This is a genomic window from Pseudoalteromonas translucida KMM 520 (assembly GCF_001465295.1).
In the GTDB taxonomy this organism is placed as follows: Bacteria; Pseudomonadota; Gammaproteobacteria; order Enterobacterales; family Alteromonadaceae; genus Pseudoalteromonas; species Pseudoalteromonas translucida.
The window spans coordinates 1118066-1137807 of sequence record NZ_CP011034.1 but is presented as its reverse complement, the minus strand read 5'-3'; the positions used below and the strand labels follow the sequence as shown (position 1 = coordinate 1137807).

General features: G+C 40.5%; 18 protein-coding genes and 10 tRNA genes. 23 read left to right on the top strand and 5 right to left on the bottom strand.

The annotated features are described in order from the left end of the window. Positions 1-54 precede the first annotated feature (54 nt). From PTRA_RS05360 to hemA, 4 genes are all read right to left on the bottom strand, one after another. Positions 55-429 (bottom strand): SirB2 family protein, encoded by a 375-nt coding sequence (locus PTRA_RS05360; RefSeq protein WP_058372959.1) that lies wholly within the window; start codon positions 427-429, stop codon positions 55-57. Positions 430-512: 83 nt separating this feature from the next. Further along, on the bottom strand, positions 513-1352 hold the full coding sequence (gene prmC, locus PTRA_RS05355) for a peptide chain release factor N(5)-glutamine methyltransferase (protein WP_058372958.1): 840 nt from the start codon (positions 1350-1352) through the stop codon (positions 513-515). A gap of 5 nt (positions 1353-1357) precedes the next feature. Continuing rightward, a complete protein-coding gene (gene prfA / locus PTRA_RS05350; RefSeq protein ID WP_058372957.1) occupies positions 1358-2443 on the bottom strand; it encodes a peptide chain release factor 1 in 1086 nt (361 codons plus the stop codon). A gap of 6 nt (positions 2444-2449) precedes the next feature. Continuing rightward, on the bottom strand, positions 2450-3706 hold the full coding sequence (gene hemA, locus PTRA_RS05345) for a glutamyl-tRNA reductase (RefSeq protein WP_058372956.1): 1257 nt from the start codon (positions 3704-3706) through the stop codon (positions 2450-2452). Positions 3707-3789: 83 nt separating this feature from the next. On the opposite strand from hemA, the gene lolB reads away from it, so the two are divergent. From lolB to PTRA_RS05265, 16 genes are all read left to right on the top strand, one after another. Beyond that, complete coding sequence (gene lolB, locus PTRA_RS05340) at positions 3790-4377, top strand: lipoprotein insertase outer membrane protein LolB (protein ID WP_058374532.1); 588 nt, start codon at positions 3790-3792, stop codon at positions 4375-4377. 2 nt (positions 4378-4379) lie between these two features. Then, positions 4380-5234, top strand: a complete 855-nt coding sequence (gene ispE / locus PTRA_RS05335) for a 4-(cytidine 5'-diphospho)-2-C-methyl-D-erythritol kinase (protein ID WP_058372955.1) — start codon at positions 4380-4382, stop codon at positions 5232-5234. A gap of 87 nt (positions 5235-5321) precedes the next feature. Next, positions 5322-6269 (top strand): ribose-phosphate pyrophosphokinase, encoded by a 948-nt coding sequence (locus PTRA_RS05330; RefSeq protein WP_058372954.1) that lies wholly within the window; start codon positions 5322-5324, stop codon positions 6267-6269. Positions 6270-6439: 170 nt separating this feature from the next. Then, a complete protein-coding gene (locus PTRA_RS05325) occupies positions 6440-7054 on the top strand; it encodes a 50S ribosomal protein L25/general stress protein Ctc (RefSeq protein ID WP_058372953.1) in 615 nt (204 codons plus the stop codon). An 18-nt stretch (positions 7055-7072) separates the two neighbouring features. Continuing rightward, entirely contained in the window at positions 7073-7657 is a 585-nt protein-coding gene (gene pth / locus PTRA_RS05320; RefSeq protein WP_058372952.1) for an aminoacyl-tRNA hydrolase, read from the top strand. Positions 7658-7709: 52 nt separating this feature from the next. Beyond that, positions 7710-8801, top strand: a complete 1092-nt coding sequence (gene ychF, locus PTRA_RS05315; protein WP_058372951.1) for a redox-regulated ATPase YchF — start codon at positions 7710-7712, stop codon at positions 8799-8801. 319 nt (positions 8802-9120) lie between these two features. Continuing rightward, positions 9121-9197 (top strand) — tRNA-Met (locus PTRA_RS05310). 65 nt (positions 9198-9262) lie between these two features. Beyond that, positions 9263-9347 (top strand) — tRNA-Leu (locus PTRA_RS05305). Positions 9348-9383: 36 nt separating this feature from the next. Continuing rightward, positions 9384-9458: transfer RNA gene (locus PTRA_RS05300), tRNA-Gln, on the top strand. Between the two features lie 5 nt (positions 9459-9463). Next, a tRNA-Met gene (locus PTRA_RS05295) sits at positions 9464-9540 on the top strand. Between the two features lie 92 nt (positions 9541-9632). Then, positions 9633-9717, top strand: a tRNA-Leu gene (locus tag PTRA_RS05290). A 38-nt stretch (positions 9718-9755) separates the two neighbouring features. After that, positions 9756-9830 (top strand) — tRNA-Gln (locus PTRA_RS05285). Between the two features lie 84 nt (positions 9831-9914). Further along, a tRNA-Leu gene (locus PTRA_RS05280) sits at positions 9915-9999 on the top strand. Positions 10000-10037: 38 nt separating this feature from the next. Next, positions 10038-10112: transfer RNA gene (locus PTRA_RS05275), tRNA-Gln, on the top strand. Positions 10113-10182: 70 nt separating this feature from the next. Continuing rightward, positions 10183-10267: transfer RNA gene (locus tag PTRA_RS05270), tRNA-Leu, on the top strand. A 39-nt stretch (positions 10268-10306) separates the two neighbouring features. Further along, positions 10307-10381: transfer RNA gene (locus tag PTRA_RS05265), tRNA-Gln, on the top strand. Positions 10382-10643: 262 nt separating this feature from the next. Here PTRA_RS05265 and PTRA_RS05260 read toward each other — a convergent pair. Further along, the gene (locus PTRA_RS05260) at positions 10644-11813 is read right to left on the bottom strand and encodes an FAD-dependent monooxygenase (RefSeq protein WP_058372950.1); all 1170 of its coding nucleotides are present in this window, start codon (positions 11811-11813) and stop codon (positions 10644-10646) included. A gap of 264 nt (positions 11814-12077) precedes the next feature. Between PTRA_RS05260 and miaB the strand changes: the two genes are divergently transcribed. From miaB to PTRA_RS05225, 7 genes are read left to right on the top strand one after another with little or no spacing between them, the layout of a single operon-like run. Further along, positions 12078-13526, top strand: coding sequence for a tRNA (N6-isopentenyl adenosine(37)-C2)-methylthiotransferase MiaB (gene miaB / locus PTRA_RS05255; protein ID WP_058372949.1), 1449 nt, complete (start codon positions 12078-12080; stop codon positions 13524-13526). Positions 13527-13576: 50 nt separating this feature from the next. Then, a complete protein-coding gene (locus PTRA_RS05250) occupies positions 13577-14635 on the top strand; it encodes a PhoH family protein (protein WP_011327734.1) in 1059 nt (352 codons plus the stop codon). Between the two features lie 4 nt (positions 14636-14639). Next, on the top strand, positions 14640-15098 hold the full coding sequence (gene ybeY / locus PTRA_RS05245) for an rRNA maturation RNase YbeY (protein WP_011327733.1): 459 nt from the start codon (positions 14640-14642) through the stop codon (positions 15096-15098). A gap of 22 nt (positions 15099-15120) precedes the next feature. Beyond that, entirely contained in the window at positions 15121-16005 is an 885-nt protein-coding gene (gene corC, locus PTRA_RS05240; RefSeq protein ID WP_011327732.1) for a CNNM family magnesium/cobalt transport protein CorC, read from the top strand. Continuing rightward, positions 15986-17551, top strand: a complete 1566-nt coding sequence (lnt, locus tag PTRA_RS05235) for an apolipoprotein N-acyltransferase (protein WP_208855518.1) — start codon at positions 15986-15988, stop codon at positions 17549-17551. Before corC ends, lnt begins: the two co-directional genes overlap by 20 nt. 30 nt (positions 17552-17581) lie before the next feature. After that, on the top strand, positions 17582-18988 hold the full coding sequence (locus tag PTRA_RS05230; RefSeq protein ID WP_157756040.1) for an ATP-binding protein: 1407 nt from the start codon (positions 17582-17584) through the stop codon (positions 18986-18988). After that, positions 18981-19559 (top strand): HNH endonuclease, encoded by a 579-nt coding sequence (locus PTRA_RS05225; protein ID WP_058372946.1) that lies wholly within the window; start codon positions 18981-18983, stop codon positions 19557-19559. The genes PTRA_RS05230 and PTRA_RS05225 overlap by 8 nt, the downstream gene beginning before the upstream one ends. The last annotated feature ends 183 nt before the right edge of the window (positions 19560-19742 follow it).

Sequence of the window (19742 nt, the reverse complement as noted above, 5' to 3'; positions counted from 1 at the left end):
AAATAGTTGAGCTTTGTACACAATTATACAAAGCTCAATTGGACTATTTATTACTTATAAAAGCAGTGCCGATTTAGCGGTTGCTAAATAACCGATAGCTAAAATAACCAAAGTATTAAAAATGGTATAAGCTACTTTTGGTGCTATTTTTGTTTGTTTTGAGCTAACAATACCAACGGCAATATAAATAACCACAAGCACTATTTTTTCTAGTAACCAATATTGCTCAAACGGATTAATTTTAGCGATCCCCATTAGCATTAATGCTGACACAAGTAACAAAGTGTCTATGCCGTGGCTGCCAATAAACACCAGTTTATTTTTTGCCAACTTACCACTACCCATACGTGAAAATGAGCGTACATAAAATAAAATTACACTCAACATCGCAATCGCCATGTGTGAATGTTTAACTGCTAAATAATCCATAGTTTTAATACTTCTGTTTAGTTAAATGTTTTTATTTTTAAAAACGAATAAGCAGCGCAAATATTACACTGCTGTAATTTAGTTTAAGAGCACTGTGCAAGTGTAACGCGATCGTTATTGCCTAAGTCTTTCACTGTTTTAATATTTATAAATCCCATTTGTGCAAAAAACTGGCTAACCGCACCACTTTGCTCAAAACCATGTTCGATCAAAAGATAACCTTTAGCGTGAAGATAGTCACGTGATTGGGTAATTATTTGTTTTATATCAGCCAGTCCATCATCATCTGCAACAAGTGCTGAGAGCGGTTCAAAGCGCACATCACCTTGCTTAAGATGTATATCGGTTGTTTCTATATACGGCGGATTAGATACAATTAAATGAAACTTTTCGCCATTAAGCGCGCTAAACCAATTACTTTGCTTTACTTGCACATTATTAATGGCTAATCGCTGCTGGTTACGTGTAGCAAGTGCAACAGCATCGCTTACTCTATCTACTGCGGTAATTTGCCAAGCGGGCATTTCGCTCCCCAGTGCTAACGCGATTGCGCCAGTGCCTGTGCCTAAATCGAGTACCTTTGCATTACTTGGCACCGCTATTTCAAGCGCTTGCTCTACTAAGGTTTCGGTATCTGGACGCGGTATTAAAGTGGTGGCATTAACCTCTAGCGATAAACTCCAAAACTCACGTTGCCCTGTAATATGTGCAACTGGCTCGCCATTTAAACGCCTTTGGCAAAATGTATCAAATTGCTGCTGTTGCTCTGTACTAAGCGTGCTTTCTGGCCAAGTAAAAAGGTAACTGTGAGGTTTTTGCAATATATGCAGTAGTAAAACTTGCGCGTCTAATTTAGCGCTTTCGCTGCTAGGTGCTAATAAATTAGCGCCTGCAGCAATTGCTTGTTCGAGGGTTTGGGTCACTATTATTACTCGTCGCCCATAGCCGCTAGTAAGTCGGCCTGATGCTCTTGCATTAATGGCTCTACAATACAGCTTAAATCACCGGCTATCACTTCGTTTAAGCGATATAGGGTTAAGTTAATACGGTGATCGGTAATACGACCTTGCGGATAGTTATAAGTACGAATACGCTCAGAGCGATCGCCACTGCCGACTAAGTTACGACGCTCAGAGGCTTCTGCTGCATCGCGTTTTTCGTCTTCAGCTTGTTGCAAACGCGCTGCAAGTACCGACATAGCTTTAGCACGGTTTTTATGTTGCGAGCGCTGATCCTGACACTCTACAACCACACCGGTAGGTATATGGGTAATACGAATAGCAGAATCAGTTTTATTTACGTGCTGACCACCCGCGCCTGATGCACGAAATGTATCAACTTTAAGATCGGCCGAATTAATTTCAATTGCCTCAGCTTCTGGTACTTCAGCCATTACCGCAACCGTACACGCCGAGGTATGAACTCGACCTTGCGATTCGGTTTCTGGTACACGTTGTACACGATGCACGCCAGATTCAAATTTCAGCTGACCAAAAACACCTTCACCACTAATATTAGCAATTATTTCTTTATAGCCGCCGTGCTCACCTTCGTTGGTGGTCACCACATCTACTTTCCATTTTTTAGTTTCGGCATAACGGCTGTACATTCTAAATAAGTCGCCGGCAAATATAGCCGCTTCGTCGCCACCGGTGCCGGCTCGCACTTCTAAATACACGTTATTATTGTCTTTAGGATCTTTTGGCAGCATTAATACTTGAATTTCATCTTCTATGGTCAGTATTTGTGCTTTAGCTTCTTTGTATTCTTCTTGCGCCATTTCACGTATATCTGGGTCTGAATCTTTCAGCATTTCTTCTGCGCTTATTACATCTTGTTGCGCTTGTTGGTAGCTTAAAAACGTTTTTACTACCTCTTCTAAATCTGAGTATTCCTTTGAAAGCGCACGAAAGCGGTTTTGATCACGAATGACCGATGGGTCGCTTAGTAGCGCTTGTACTTCTTCATAACGCTCAACTAAGATTTCTAACTTATGATAAACGGATTCTTTCATTAACTGCTATTCCTGATCAATACCTAACATTTTTTTCAATTGGTTTAACTGAGCCACTTCACCTTTTTTCGCTGCATCTTGAATAGCACGGGTAGGCGCGTGCATTAAGCGATTGGTTAACTTATTGGCCAGCTCTAAAATAACTTTTTCGGCATCTTTACCTGTATTTAGCTGACTCACAGCTCGCTCTACAAGTTCGGACTTTATTGTTTGTACATCGTTTCGATAGTGGCGAATTAAATCCACCGAATCGAGTGAGCGTATCCACATTAAAAACTCTTTAGTGCGCTCGGTAATAATAACTTCAGCCTGCTCAGCGGCTTCTTCTCTGGCACTCATATTCTCGCTAACAATGGTTTGTAAGTCATCAACAGAATATAAATAAGCATCGTCAAGTTCACCTACTTGGCTTTCAATATCGCGAGGAACCGCAATATCAATAAACAACATAGGCTTATAACGACGCTGTTTAAGTGCTTGCTCCACCACACCCTTACCAATAATAGGCAACGTGCTGGCGGTAGAACTAATAACAATATCGGCTTTATGTAAACGCTCAGGTAGTTGAGCAAGTGCAATTACATCACCCGATACTTGATCCGCTAAACTACGTGCACGCTCAAGGGTTCTGTTCGCAACCGTAATATTTTGCGGCTCATTTTGGTACAAATGTCTGGCTACTAGCTCAATTGTTTCACCGGCACCAATGAGAAGCACATTGGTTTTATCGAGCTTGCCATAAATATGTTTAGCTAAATTAACCGCTGCATAAGCAACCGACACTGCACTAGCACCTATGTTGGTTTCAGTACGTACTTGCTTAGCAACAGAAAACGTTTTTTGAAATAATCTATCAAACGTCACGCCCACAGCATTATGGGTTTTAGCACTGTTATACGCTTGCTTTATTTGCCCCAAAATTTGCGGCTCGCCCAGTACGAGTGAATCTAGGCCACAGGCTACGCGCATTAAGTGATTTATAGCATCACTACCTTCATGGCAGTAAATGTTTTTACTCAGTTCATGTTCATCCAAACCATGGAAACTAGATAACCACTGCAACAGTGTTTGGGAATTTTGCTGTGCAAGGCTACAATACACTTCGGTTCGATTACAGGTGGATACAATCACTGCCTCATTAAAATGGGCGTGGCCACTTAATTGCTGTAGCGCCTCTGAAATTTGCTCAGGGGAAAAAGCCACTTTTTCACGTAATTCTACGGGAGCGGTTTTGTGATTAATACCAAGTGCGATTATGGTCATATTTGCCAAATATTGATGAGCCCTACTTTAAAGGCCGCAATTTTATCAAAAATCTCAGGAATATGGAAAGTAAGGAGCAACATTTGATTCGACAATATTTTATTTTAGCTATGTTTTTCTTGTTTTTAGCTGGTTGTGCACAAAAAAGCAATTTAGAAACAACGGTTTACGAAAACTGGAAAACACATCTTGCCGAGCAAAGTATTTGGCAAGTAGAAGGTAAACTTGCTTTTATTAGCCCCGATGAGCGCCAATCTGCAAACTTAAACTGGCAACAGAGCCAAAATAACAATAATTTAGTGCTCACCACTTTTATTGGTACACGTATATTGTCACTCAAACAAACTGCAAATACGGCAGAGCTAAACTATGATGGCGAGCAGTATTTTGACACCAATGCAACGGCATTACTAAAACGTTTAACCGGCTTTGCTTTACCAGTAAATAACGCCGACAGCTGGTTAAAAGGCACCATTGATGACCAAACTTTAAAGGTTGATCAATTAGGCCGCGCTAAAAGCGTATTGTGGTTTGATAGTACAGGTAAAAAATGGCAAATTGAGTACGCTAGTTTTGTGCAAAAAAGCGGTTACTGGCTACCTAGCAGACTGACCTTAACCCATCAAAAAATTAAAATTAAAATTCAACTCTACGATTGGCAGTTTAATTAACCATGAATAATATCACTTCATTTTCACTTATTGCGCCAGCAAAGCTCAATCTTTTTTTGCACATTAATGGGCACCGAGATGACGGTTACCACGAACTAGAAACCCTGTTTACGTTTTTAAATTATGGCGACGAACTTAGTTTTGAGTTAAGCGATTTACCTGCAATTATTGTTACCGGCGACACAAATGGCATAGCCACAACCGACAACCTTATCTATAAAGCAGCTTTATTATTACAAACACAGTGCAAAATAAAGCAAGGCGTGAAAATAAATTTAATTAAACGTTTGCCAATGGGCGGCGGTGTTGGCGGTGGATCATCAGACGCAGCCAGCACCTTATTAGCCTTAAATAAGTTGTGGAAAACAGCCCTCAGTTTAGATGAATTAGCTCATTTAGGCTTACAACTAGGTGCCGATGTACCCGTATTTATACATGGTCAAAGCGCCATAGCGCAAGGGATTGGTGAGCAATTAGAACAAGTAATGCTTGAGCGAAAGTGGTATTGTGTGGTCTTCCCTAATCAACATGTAAGTACTGCTAAAATATTTACTCATCCTGAACTAAAACGCGACACGCCAAAAATTTCAGGAGACTGGCAACAGCATATTTTAACTAACGATTGCGAATCTTTAGTGAAAAAGCTGTGTCCCGAGGTTGAAAAAACCCTGCAGTGGTTGCTAAAATACGCTCCATCAAAGATGACCGGAACAGGTTCATGTTGTTTTGTAGAATTTGCTACGCAAGTTCAAGCACAAGATGTACTTGCTAATCTCCCCCATACTTGGCAGGGGTTTATCGCATCAAGCGTTAATACTTCTCCCGCTCATACGGAGTTAGCCGCCATATTTGATTGAAGTAACGTACAAGTAGTCATAAGTTAACACGCAGTGGTTTAATTATTGCCTGTTAGTCCAAAAATTCAGTGCCTGAGGAACCCTACCGTGCCTGACATGAAGCTCTTCGCTGGTAACGCAACACCTGAGTTAGCTCAAAAAGTTGCAAAACGTTTATATATTGAATTAGGCGATGCTGTTGTTGGCCGTTTTAGCGACGGTGAGATCAGTGTTCAAATTAATGAGAATGTTCGTGGATCGGATGTTTTCATCTTACAATCAACCTGTGCCCCTACAAACGATAACCTTATGGAACTTATCGTTATGGTTGATGCTCTACGTCGTGCATCTGCCGGTCGTATTACTGCCGTTATTCCTTATTTTGGTTATGCTCGTCAAGATCGTCGTGTACGTTCTGCCCGTGTACCCATTACCGCTAAAGTCGTTGCCGATTTCTTATCTAGTGTAGGTGTTGACCGCGTTCTTACGGTTGATTTACACGCTGAGCAAATCCAAGGCTTCTTTGATGTACCTGTAGATAACGTATTTGGTAGCCCTGTTTTACTTGAAGATATGAAAGCACGTCATTTTGACGACGTTGTTGTTGTATCTCCAGATATTGGTGGCGTTGTACGTGCGCGTGCCATTGCAAAACTACTAAACGATACCGATTTAGCTATTATTGATAAACGTCGCCCACAAGCAAACGTTTCTCAAGTAATGCATATTATTGGTGACGTTGAAGGTCGTGATTGTATTATCGTTGATGATATGATTGATACCGGCGGTACATTATGTAAAGCCGCTGAAGCACTTAAAGAACACGGTGCTAAGCGCGTATTTGCATATGCTACTCACGCTATTCTTTCGGGAAAAGCGGCTGAAAACTTGCGTAATTCAGTGATTGACGAAGTTATTGTAACTGACTCTATTCCACTGTCTGCAGAGCTTAAAGCACTTAATATTGTTAAAGTACTTACACTTGCCGACATGCTTGCAGAAACTATTCGTCGTATTAGTAACGAAGAGTCTATCTCAGCAATGTTTGAGCATTAATTAAAGACCTACTTTAGCGAAGCTAAGTAACTTTAATTTTAAAAAGCGCCTTTTGGCGCTTTTTTCGTAACTGTTATATATTTTGCTGGGGGGCGATGTTATGATAGCGCGCCTTTTGGCTAGGGACCTTGGTCGCAAAGGCCCTATACTTTTAATTATTGGAAACTATTATGTCAAACAAAACTTATTTATATAACGCAGAACTTCGCGAGCAAACTGGTACTGGTGCGAGCCGCCGCCTACGTCGCGAAGACAAAGTGCCTGCTATCGTTTACGGCGCAAACAAAGAAGCTACTTCAATCACTTTAGAACATAAAGATGTGATTAAAGCACAAGAAAGCGAAGGTTTTTACACGCAAATTCTTACACTTAACATTGGCGGTGAGTCTGTTGAAACTATCCTAAAAGATATTCAACGTCACCCTTTCAAGCCTAAAGTTACACACCTTGATTTCCAACGTATCGATGCAAACCAAAAGCTACATACTATTGTTCCAATCCACTTTGTTGGTGAAGACGTAGTAGAAAAACTTGGTACAACTGTTGTTCGTCAGTTAACTGAAATCGAAATTTCTTGTTTCCCTAAAGCAATCCCTGATTTCGTAACAGTAGATGTTTCAAAATTAGTTGCAGGCGACTCTCTACATATTTCTGATGTTGCATTACCAGCTGGCGTTTCATCAATAGATTTAGCGAAAGGTCCTGGTCACGATCAGTCTATCCTAATTGTTAAAGCTAACAAAGCAGCTCCAACTGAAGATGAAGCTGAAGACGCTGCAGAATAATATTTAAGGCTTAACACCTTGAATTCTATTCAAATGCTTGTGGGCCTGGCTAATCCAGGCCCCGAATACGCAAACACACGCCACAATGCAGGTGCTTGGTTCATTGAGCAACTCGCTGCACGCTATAACTGCACTCTAAAACACGATCCTAAATATCACGGCCTTACAGGCAAAGTGATTATTCAAGATCAAGAATTCAAATTATTGATCCCCACTACTTATATGAACTTAAGTGGTAAAGCGGTCGGTAGTTTAGCTAATTTTTTCAAAATTCCTGTGGAAAGCATTTTAGTTGCCCACGATGAATTAGACTTAGAACCTGGCGTTGCCAAATTAAAGAAAGGCGGCGGACACGGCGGTCATAATGGCTTAAAAGACATTATTGCAAAAATGGCAAATCAAAAAGACTTTATGCGCTTGCGCATTGGTGTAGGTCATCCGGGGCATCGTGAAATGGTAACTGGTTGGGTGCTAGGAAAAGCGGCCAAAGTAGACCAAGAAAAAATGGATGCTGCCATTGATGAAGCGGTACGCTGCATGGAAATACTTGCAAAAGATGGTGTGTTAAAAGCACAAAACAGACTACATTCGTTTAAACCCTAGTAACTTGGGTACAAGTTCGCCGTTTAAACGAATCTAAACAAGGTATCTTACTATGGGTTTTAAATGTGGCATTGTTGGCTTGCCTAATGTTGGTAAATCGACACTTTTTAATGCATTAACAAAAGCGGGTATTGAAGCCGCTAACTTTCCTTTTTGTACCATTGAGCCTAATACAGGTGTGGTACCAGTGCCAGATCCTCGCCTAGACGCACTTGCTAAAATTGTAAACCCACAGCGCATTCTTACAACAAGTATGGAGTTTGTAGATATTGCCGGTTTAGTAAAAGGCGCATCTAAAGGTGAAGGCCTTGGTAACCAATTTTTAGCTAATATTCGTGAAACTGACGCCATTGGTCACGTAGTTCGCTGTTTTAAAGATGAAAATATTATTCACGTAGCCGGAACTATTGACCCTGCTGACGATATTGACGTTATAAACACTGAATTAGTGCTTGCCGATATGGACAGTGCTGAAAAAGCATCGTTCCGTAATGCTAAAAAAGCTAAAGGTGGCGATAAAGACGCAAAAGAGCAAAATGCAGTACTTGAAAAAGTAAAAGCACACCTTGATGAAGGCTTAACATTACGTTCTTTAGAGTTAACTAAAGAAGAAAAAGCAGCTATCAGCTCTATTAACTTTTTAACTATCAAACCAACAATGTATATTGCTAACGTTGCTGAAGATGGTTTTGAAAACAACCCATACCTTGATGTTGTACGCGCTATAGCCGCTGCAGAAGATGCGATTGTTGTTCCTGTATGCGCTGCTATTGAATCTGAGCTTTCTGAGCTAGATGAAGAAGACAAGCTTGAGTTTATGGCTGATCTTGGTTTAGAAGAGCCTGGCCTTAACCTTGTTATTCGTGGTGGCTATGAATTACTGCAATTACAAACCTACTTTACAGCAGGCGTAAAAGAAGTACGCGCATGGACTATTCCTGTAGGTGCAACTGCGCCACAAGCAGCAGGTAAAATTCATACCGACTTTGAGCGTGGCTTTATTCGCGCACAAACAATTGCTTTTGACGACTTTATTGCCTTTAAAGGTGAGAGCGGCGCAAAAGAAGCCGGTAAAATGCGCCAAGAAGGTAAAGAGTACATTGTAAAAGACGGCGATGTAATGAACTTCTTGTTCAACGTATAAATATACATTACCCAAATTTAGTGTGGTGATGATTTTAAAGGCTCGTTTTTACGAGCCTTTTTTATTTTTTAAATACCTGCTGTAGTTTTTTAAAAACTGCATTTGTTTAGAAAAATTAAAGAACTGCGAATAAGTTTAAGTTTAGTGTTTTTAATGCAGCTAAAAAAACAGCATTTATGCTAAATTTTAGCCGCTTAGCTTACTTTTCCTGCAAACAAACCAAGTTAAGTGTTTTTTTGCAAAAAAGGTGTTGACGAATTTGGGCCATATCAGCATAATACGCCCCGCACTCAGCGATGAAGTGCTAACGAAAAAATATGGCTAAGTAGCTCAGCTGGTTAGAGCACATCACTCATAATGATGGGGTCACAGGTTCAAATCCCGTCTTAGCCACCATTATTTTTTTGTTACTCAATGAAGAGTTTAAAATAACTACCTAGTGTTTAATTACACAAAGTAATGCGGGAGTGGCGGAATTGGTAGACGCGCTGGATTTAGGTTCCAGTAACTTCGGTTGTGAGAGTTCAAGTCTCTCTTTCCGCACCATTCTTGATAAGAATTAAAACTATCAATTGTTTTTGTTGGGATATCGCCAAGCGGTAAGGCACCAGGTTTTGATCCTGGCATTCCCAGGTTCAAATCCTGGTATCCCAGCCAACAATGGCTAAGTAGCTCAGCTGGTTAGAGCACATCACTCATAATGATGGGGTCACAGGTTCAAATCCCGTCTTAGCCACCATTTCTTTTTTTAGAAATGGCTCTGCAAGAGTTAAATTGCAGCTCAATGAAGAGTTTAAAATAACTACCTAGTGTTTAATTACACAAAGTAATGCGGGAGTGGCGGAATTGGTAGACGCGCTGGATTTAGGTTCCAGTAACTTCGGTTGTGAGAGTTCAAGTCTCTCTTTCCGCACCATTTCTTGATAAGAAATAAAACTATCAATTATTCTTTGTTGGGATATCGCCAAGCGGTAAGGCACCAGGTTTTGATCCTGGCATTCCCAGGTTCAAATCCTGGTATCCCAGCCAACCTCTTCTACCAAGGAAAGTTGTTTAAAGAATAGCTCAGCTAAGAGCTTAAAATTGCAAGCTGTGTTTTATTACACAAACGATGCGGGAGTGGCGGAATTGGTAGACGCGCTGGATTTAGGTTCCAGTAACTTCGGTTGTGAGAGTTCAAGTCTCTCTTTCCGCACCATTTCTTGATAAGAAATAAAACTATCAATTATTCTTTGTTGGGATATCGCCAAGCGGTAAGGCACCAGGTTTTGATCCTGGCATTCCCAGGTTCAAATCCTGGTATCCCAGCCAACTTCTTCTACCAAGGAAAGTTGCTTAAAGAATAGCTCTAGCTTAGAGTTTAAATTAGCAAATTAGTGATGCGGGAGTGGCGGAATTGGTAGACGCGCTGGATTTAGGTTCCAGTATCTTAGGATGTGAGAGTTCAAGTCTCTCCTTCCGCACCATGTTCTTAACTAGAACGAAAACTTGTACAAATTTATAGTTGGGATATCGCCAAGCGGTAAGGCACCAGGTTTTGATCCTGGCATTCCCAGGTTCAAATCCTGGTATCCCAGCCAATTTGTTTATACTTCCTGCTTAAATTACTCTTCCTTTTTGTATTACTCATAACTACTCATTCTAAATCCGTTTATTTTAAACTTATGTATTTTAATCTATCTATAAAATCTTATTTTAATAACTGCACTTAAATAGCCGTATTTTAGTGGCTGTATTTTATTAACACCCCCTCTGCCGCCGCACTTTTACTCAATAAACAAACATAAAAAAAGACCCATAAATGAGTCTTTCAATAGTTCGCAAACGTTATAGCAATTAGTATTAATTTAACTCGCCGCTAATAGCGTATTTTAAAACCCAGTTTTTTACCGGTCCGGCATTGTTCGCTATTTTTAAAAATTGGCTACGCGCCCATTTTAATGGCGTAATTTGGTTAGAAAACCCAAAATAGCAGGCGTCCATCATGCTCATCATTAATAAGTTTGCTTTGCGGCGCGATTTTTCATACTCATTTAGTTTTAATGGGCAACCTATGTCATCAGCACTTAATAGCACCTGTGCAAGCGCTACAACGTCTTGAAAGCCTAAATTTACGCCCTGCCCGGCCAATGGGTTAATAGTATGTGCAGCGTCACCTACAAGCACTAGTCGCCCTTGCGAATATTTGTTTGCGTGCTGGCGAGCCAGTGGAAACACTGCGTGCTTTAACACGGTAAAATCACCGGCAAGCTCAGGAAACTTTTTAACAATATGTGTTTTAAGTTGCAGCGGGTTTAAACCTTTAAAGCTTTGCAGTGTATTGGCATCGTCATACCAAATTAAATTAGCGTAAGGAGCCTGCATAGGTAAAAAGGCCAAAGGGCCGGTGGGAGTAAATTGCTGCCACGTTTTTACTTGTTGCGGCGCATCAAGTTTTATAAGTACGCCCATACAATGCTGCTGATACTGCCAACCGGTTATACCTATGTTTGCTTTAGTCCGTAATTGCGATTGCCCGCCATCGGCTGCAATTACTAAATCGGCTGTATAGGTTTGATCCCCATACACTAGCGTAATTGCATCTGAGGTTTGCTCAATACTCGTAATAGGCGCTGCTTGCTCAATAACTTCAATGTTGTATTGCTCAAATTGCTGCCATAAACTGGCTTGAATTAAGTTATTTTCAATTAAGTGGCCTAAATGCGTGGTGTTTATATCGGCGCAATCAAATAATAAATTATCGCCACCGCGCTCAAACGCTTCTAATTGTTGATACGGCGCCAACCTACTTTGTTTTAAAAGTGCCATTGCGCCCAATTCGTCTAGCAGCTTTTCTGAAAAACGATTTATTGCCGATACGCGAATATCAACCTGATCACTGCTTAAAACTTGCTGCGGATTTATTAGTTTTTTTTCTATTATGCGCACTGCTTTGCCTTGCTGGGCAAGTTTAATTGCCATAGCAGCGCCCACCATGCCAGCACCCACAACAATTACTTTATTTTTTGTCATGTTCTCATCTTTTTAATTTCTTAAAACTATTTTAATTGTATCGTAATTAGCTTGTTATGTGCCAAAGGATACGCTCAACTGTGGATAAAACTAAAGCTGCATTGATTTGAAATCACAAACATGAAAACTATACTTGGATTTACGTGTGTATCCAGCTAAAATACGCGTCCTTTAAGTGGGTATAGCGCAGTAATGCATTTCACTTAATCCTGTTTCTAGCACATTTTTGTGCCACTATCGAATTGAACACGAGGCAATATTTCAATGAGCAAAAAGCTGCATATTAAAACCTGGGGTTGTCAGATGAACGAATACGACTCTCAGAAAATGGCTGAACTTTTAGATGCCACCAACGGCTATCAGCTAACTGATGATGCAACAGATGCCGACGTAATTTTACTTAACACCTGTTCAATTCGTGAAAAAGCACAAGAAAAAGTGTTCCACCAATTAGGTCGTTGGAAGTTGTTAAAAGACGACAAGCCAGACTTAATTATTGGTGTAGGTGGTTGTGTTGCCTCACAAGAAGGTGACTCTATTCGCCAGCGTGCGCCGTTTGTAGACGTTATTTTTGGCCCACAAACGCTGCACCGTTTACCAGAAATGATTAAACAAGTGCAAGGTAACAAAGGCTCATCGGTTGTTGATATTTCATTCCCAGAGATTGAAAAATTTGACCGTTTGCCAGAGCCAAAAGCCGATGGCCCATCTGCATTTGTATCTATTATGGAAGGCTGCTCTAAGTACTGTACTTTTTGTGTTGTGCCTTACACTCGCGGCGAAGAAGTTAGCCGCCCAGTAGATGACGTACTATTAGAAATTGCCCAGCTTGCTGAGCAAAACGTACGTGAAGTAAACCTACTTGGCCAAAACGTAAACGCGTACCGCGGCGACACACACGATGGCGAAATATGTTATTTTTCGGATTTAATTCGTCTTATTGCCGCCATTGATGGTATTGACCGTATTCGTTACACCACATCGCATCCTGTGGAGTTTACCCAAGATATAGTTGACGTATACGCCGATGTACCAGAGCTTGTAGATCATTTACATCTACCAGTACAAAGTGGTTCAGACCGTATTTTAAACCTAATGAAACGCGGCCATACAGCTATTGAATATAAGTCGACAATTCGTAAGTTACGCAAAATTCGCCCTAACTTAAGCATGTCGTCAGATTTTATTATTGGTTTTCCGGGTGAAACCCAAGATGACTTTGAAGCAACCATGAAGCTAATTAGCGACGTTGGTTTTGATATGAGCTTTAGCTTTATTTACAGTGCTCGCCCAGGTACACCAGCGGCCGACTTGCCAGATGACGTAACCGAGCAAGAGAAAAAAGAGCGTTTATACTTACTGCAAAATCGTATTACACAAATGGCGCAACAAATTAGCCGTCAAATGTTCGATACAGAGCAGCGTATACTCGTTGAAGGTCCTTCTAAAAAGAACCCAATGGAATTACGTGGCCGTACCGAAAACAACCGTGTAGTTAACTTTGTTGGCCCACACACAGTGATCGGTCAGTTTGTTGACGTACGTATTACCGAGGCACTACCTAACTCTTTACGTGGTGACTTAATTCGTACAGAATCAGAAATGAACTTACGCCGTGAAATCGCTCCTTCAGCTATTTTAACCAAAGCTGCAAGCCTTGAGCCTAAACCTGACACTATGAACGAAATTGGCGTTGCTACTTTCGTCCCTTAGTGGAAATTTTAGCGCCAGTTAACACTGGCGCCATGCTATAGGAAGTAATTTTGAGTAATCAGTTAAAAACATTAGAGATTTATTTAGAACCTGCCGATAACAAACGCCTTTCTTCTTTATGTGGCCCGTTTGACGAAAACATCAAACAAATTGAACGCCGACTTGGTGTTGAAATTATCCACCGCGATAACTTTTTTAAAGTCACAGGCAAAACTTACAGTAGCGCCAGCGCTGTCGAAATTTTAAAAAACCTTTATATTGATACTCAACCTGTGCGCGGCGAAATTGGCGAAATAGAACCCGACAACGTGCACTTAGCCATTACCGAATCAAACGCCCTAGAACAAGACGCCACAACCAGCACTTACACCAAAGAAATGGTGATTAAAACGCGCCGTGGTGTTATAAAGCCACGTAACGAAAACCAAGGTATATACGTTTCTAATATTTTGCATCACGATATTACCTTTGGCATTGGCCCTGCTGGTACAGGCAAAACGTACTTGGCTGTGGCAACTGCAGTTGATGCCCTAGAGCGCCAAGAAATTCGCCGTATATTGCTTACCCGCCCAGCGGTAGAAGCCGGTGAAAAGCTCGGTTTTTTACCTGGCGATTTAAGCCAAAAGGTCGACCCATACTTGCGCCCGCTTTACGATGCGCTATTTGAAATGCTTGGCTTTGAAAAAGTAGAAAAACTAATCGAAAAAAACGTTATTGAAATTGCCCCACTTGCTTATATGCGTGGGCGTACGCTTAATGATGCCTTTATTATTTTAGATGAAAGCCAAAATACCACCGCAGAGCAAATGAAAATGTTTTTAACCCGTATTGGGTTTAACTCAAAAGCGGTTATTACTGGCGACATAACACAAGTAGATTTACCACGTGGTGTGCGCTCAGGCTTACGCCATGCAATGGAAGTACTCGATGGCGTAGACGAAATAAGCTTTAACCACTTTAAAGCCCAAGACATAGTTCGCCACCCAGTGGTTGCGCGTATTGTTGAAGCCTACGAGCGCAACGATGAAAGCGAGCGACTTATGCGCCTAGAAAAGCAAAAAGCCCGAGAGCAGCTTGCCGCTCAACAACCGCCTGCTACTAAAGAGTAATACCGTGAACACTGAACTTGATTTACAAATAGCCTGTGAGTTTGACAACTTACCAAGCGAGGCACAATTTGCGCTTTGGGCCGACAAAGCCCTTAGCCAATACCGCGACGAATCTGAACTCACTATTGTAATTAGTGACGAAGCGCAGTCGCAACAACTTAACAACGACTACCGTGGTAAAAACAAGCCTACCAATGTACTGTCGTTTGAGTTTGAAGCACCACCGGGAATAGATATTCCTTTAGTAGGTGATTTAGTTATTTGCCCAGCAATTGTATTGGCTGAAGCAATTGAGCAAGAAAAGTCATTTCATGACCACTTTGCTCATATGGTTATTCATGGATGCTTGCATTTGCTTGGATTTGACCATATAAAGAGTGAAGATGCTTTTGAGATGGAAAGTATAGAAAAGCAATTACTTGCTGAGCTAAACATAGCAGACCCATATCGGGACGAAATTTAAATAAACGGAGTAATTAGATATAATGAGCGACGGTAACTCGCATTCTAGCCAGGGTTCTTCTGGAAAAAGCTGGCTGGGCCGAATAGCCCAAAAGTTTCAAGGGGAACCCCAGAACAGAGAAGAGCTGGTTGAAGTAATTGCCGATGCGCAAGAGCGGGATGTAATCGATCCAGAAACCAAAGAGATGATTGAAGGTGTGCTTGGCGTGTCTAAGCTTAAAGTGCGAGACATTATGGTGCCGCGCTCACAAATGATCACCCTTGAGATCGACAGCCCGCTTGAAGAGCTCATACCTATGATGGTTCACTCTACGCACTCACGCTTTCCGGTGGTGTGTGAAGATAAAGACCATGTAGAAGGGATTTTACTCGCTAAAGATTTATTACCCCTAATCTTAAACAAGGACGACTTACTGCCCTCACTGCGCGATTATTTACGCCCAGCAATGGTAGTACCCGAAAGTAAACGTGTCGATACCCTGCTTAACGAATTTCGTCAGCAACGCTACCATATGGCTATTGTTATTGATGAATACGGCGGTGTATCGGGCTTAGTCACTATTGAAGATATTCTTGAAATAATCGTGGGCGAAATAGAAGACGAACACGACGAAGAAGAAGAGCAACAAGATATTCGCCAACTTGCTAAGCATGTTTACGTAGTACAAGCGCTAACCCCTGTTGATGACTTTAACGAGCATTTTAAAACAGGTTACAGCACAGATGACGCCGATACTATTGGTGGCACTGTATTACATGCCTTTGGCCACATGCCAAGCCGTGGCGAAACCATTGATATAGAAGGTTACCAATTTAAAGTAACCAACTCTGACAATCGTCGCATCTTGCAACTGCAAGTCACCGTTCCTAAGGTTGATGATAACTACAGTGAAGATTCTGCTAACTAAGTTCACCTTATTAGCAAAAGATAAAAAAGCATGGCTCGCATTAATTGCGGGCCTTGTTTTAACTTTTGCCTATGCCCCCTTTGAAATTTGGCCCATTGCGTTTTTTAGCCTTGCTGCCATCATTTTTTGTATTAATCCAAAAAACACCGGTAAAAAACACGCAAAAACAGCCGCTAAATATGGCTTTATATTTGGTTTAGGTTGGTTTGGTGCTGGTATTAGCTGGGTACATGTATCTATAGCCACTTTTGGCGGCATGCCATTAATCGCTTCTTTAGCGCTTATGGCCTTATTGTGCTCATACTTAGCGTTATTTCCTGCACTTGCCTTTTGGGCAACAACTCGCTTTGCCAGCGGCCCTAAAAGTTATGGCGCATTATTAATTGTAAGTTTTGCCATAAGCGAATACTTACGCGCACACTTACTAACCGGCTTTCCGTGGTTAAGTTTTGGTTATACGCAAACCGACAGCCCACTTAGACTGCTTGCCCCTTATATTGGCGAATTTGGTTTAACCTTAGTATGTATTGCCATTGGTTTTGCATTATATCGCCTAAGCCAAAAAGATTTTAAAACATTGGCCATAACCAGCAGTGCTTTAGCACTACTTTTTGCCGGTGCATACACCACAGGCACAGCACAGTACTCAGGCAAAAGCATGTCGACATTACTTGTACAAGGTAATATAAAACAAAGTCTGCGCTTTGATCCCAGCCAGTTTTGGACCACTATGAGTAAATACCAAGACCTAACCCGCACGCATTGGGACGCCGACTTAATAGTATGGCCCGAAGCCGCAGTACCCGAAATAGAAGCGCTTGCTGACTCATATCTAGCAGGCTTAGACAGTGCCGCTTCATTTAATAAAACCGCGCTAATTACCGGTGTTGTTGACTACCAACTCGATACTAAAACTATTTTTAATACCCTCATAGTAGTAGGTAATAAAAATAAAGAAGATGAACACGGCCACTACCGCTACCTAGATAAAAACCGCTATCAAAAACACCAATTACTCCCTATTGGCGAATTTGTACCATTTGAAGATTTACTGCGCCCTATCGCACCGTTATTTGATTTACCTATGTCGTCGTTCACTCGTGGCGACAAAGTACAAAATAACCTACGTGCTAACGGCTTTAATATACTGCCCGCGATATGCTACGAAATAGTATTTGCCGACCTAGTGCGTGGTAATTATCAGCACAGCTCAGATTTACTCTTTACCGTAAGTAACGATGCCTGGTTTGGCGACTCAATTGGCCCTCACCAGCATATGCAAATAGCCCGCATGCGCGCTCTAGAGCTACAGCGGCCACTAATACGTGTTACTAACAACGGCGTAAGCGGCGTATACGACCCAATAAGCCACACGCAACAAAGCATGCCACAGTTTGAAGCCACCACCATGAAAGCCGACGTTAAGTTAATACAAGGCGACAGCGTGTACAGCCAATACGGCAATATGTTTGTGTGGGGATTTGTGTTGTTGCTAGGTGTTGGCGGGTTTGCCAGTAGATTTAAAGTAGGCTCAATAAAGAACTAAATAATATATTGAAAAATGAAATGTGTAGAAATGGGATTTCGATCACGTAATATAGGTAATACTAAACTTTTCACAGGAATTGATAATGATAAACATGCTTTTACTGTAGTCGTAGGTGATAACGGTAGTGGTAAAACAGAATTGTTATTGGATATATTCAGAAAGTACTACTCAAAATATGCTGAGCTATACAAACCCAAAACACAAACTGGTAAAGATAGGCTACGCTGGGCTATCAATAACAAAAATGAATACGAAGCTATTACAGGTTTACTTGGGGCTAACTTACCACGAAAGCTAATCTGTGCATCGACGAGTCAATTTGAACGTTTTCAAAATGATTTTAAGGCTGATGAATATCCGTGGTTATCTAAGGTTTATTCATATATTGGCTCTAAGCCATACATACAAGATTTGAGCCCGTCAGTCCGTATCGCATCAAATGCAATAAAGCAGTTACTGATACAACAAACCTTTGATCTTCGCAAAGTTAATGCTTTAAAAGCATTCCTAGATGAATTTGGATTTAATAGTGTATTAAAAATAAAGTTAACTCCAACTATAACAGAACAAGACCTTCTCATAATTGCCTCCGGTGATATAAAGGATCAAAAAATATCTTTAGATGCTCAATTAAAACTTCAAACTGCAGCCTACCACTTTGAAAAAAGTGAGCTGTTAAATCTGCTTTCAAAAATTGAAACTATTTATACTTCACCCGAAGTTTTATTAAGCCTTAGCAATCAATCTTTAAAGTTAATACCGTCCAGTTCAATTTACGATATTGAATTTGATAAAAGAGAGTTATCTGATTTATTACGTTCAGGTTTAGTTGTTGTAGCAGATATTGAAACGCTCAAAGATCAACCTTTAAAAGCAAGTTACTTATCACCAAATGCCAAAGTAAGATCTTTATCAGCTCGAAGCTCTGGTGAGCAATGTCTTTTCTTACTATTTCTAGGAATTGTTGCTTCAATCGAAGATAACTCACTTGTGTTAATTGATGAGCCAGAAATAAGTTTGCACCCATCATGGCAAGAACGCTTTGTAGATATTTTAAATCAATCTCTGAATACTTACTCTGGTTGCCATTTTATTATTGCTACGCACTCACCACTTATAGTTTCAAATATATCGACAACAAACTGTGAAATTTTAAATATTCAAAAAAATATTTTATTAGATGCATCAGAGCATTATTTACGCTCTTCAGATTATCAGCTTGTAAATGTTTTTGAATCACCAGGCCACAGCAATGAATACCTTCTGAAAATTTCTATGCAGATTTATTCAAAAGTAAAAACATACAAATCTTTTGACGAACTAGATATTAAACACCTAGAAATGCTCAATCGTATGAAACAAAAAATAAGTAAAGATGACCCTATATTGGAGCTCATTGACTCTTTGAATGAGGTACTTAAAATTTATGGATAATGAGTTACGAGCAATAGAATTTACCAAGGAGCAAAAAGCCCTAATAAAAGAAGTGGTAGATACTCCTGAATTTAATCATATTGATTGGTCTAGTGATAGCTTAGAAAACTTAAGATCAAGCATAAGAAATGCGGCAAACTGCCAAGTTGAGCACATAGCTCCTAAGTCTAAGTATAAAAATTTTATTTTTACGCCCAAGAATCTTTGTGTTGTTTGCGTTGACTGTAATAATGCCAAACGAGATATTGATGTAGTTAAACCCTTACCATTAAAAAAAGAGAGAACTAAATACCCCCCATCATCTCAATTCTTAATTATTCATCCTCATTTTGATACCTACGATGAACACTTAATAAAATTTGGAGAGAGATTTTATTTCTCACTAACAGAAAAAGGAAGCTGTACTTATTCTGTGTGTAAATTAAATAAAGGATTAGCAGATATGGGATATTTTGATTCAGAAGATATTCTTAGCGACATGGAACTAATGGCTCAGATAATAGACGCAAAATTCAAGAAAGATACTAAAAAGCTAATTGTATTAAAAAAGTTGCTGATTGACTCTATATGATAATACATCGCTACCGGTATTAACTCTTAACCGTTTCTTTCTCTGTTTCAACATCCACTACTTGATTCAGCCACCTTTAATAACTACCGTGGTTGATATTAAAGGTGGCTTATCTGTTTGGATCCCAACAGACCTTTAGAAAGCCCAATAATCCCTAGGTAAAACAACTCCGTAACGGCCAAA